This is a genomic window from Rhodoplanes roseus, assembly GCF_003258865.1.
Classification (GTDB): domain Bacteria; phylum Pseudomonadota; class Alphaproteobacteria; order Rhizobiales; family Xanthobacteraceae; genus Rhodoplanes; species Rhodoplanes roseus.
In genome coordinates this window covers 1-233 of record NZ_NPEX01001038.1, presented here as the reverse complement: position 1 = coordinate 233, position 233 = coordinate 1, and the positions used below count along the sequence as shown (strand labels likewise).

At 67.8% G+C, this 233-nt stretch carries 1 pseudogene; it reads right to left on the bottom strand.

Annotated elements, in window-relative coordinates:
• Nucleotides 1-233: pseudogene (locus CH341_RS33500) on the bottom strand (efflux RND transporter periplasmic adaptor subunit); the annotation flags it as partial.

Sequence of the window (233 nt, the reverse complement as noted above, 5' to 3'; positions counted from 1 at the left end):
CGGGCGAGCTCCAGCTGTACTTGCGCACGCGAAACGGCGATCTCTTCGGCCCGCACGCTCGCCTGGCGTTCGGTGAGCGTCGCTTCCGCCTCGCGCAGATTGGCGCGCGCTTCGGTGAGTGCGCCGCGATAGGGAAAGTCGTCGAGCGTGACGAGCGTGTCGCCCGCCTCGACACGACGCCCGACTTCGACATCGTCCGAAATGGACACGATCTCGCCGGCGACGAGAGCACG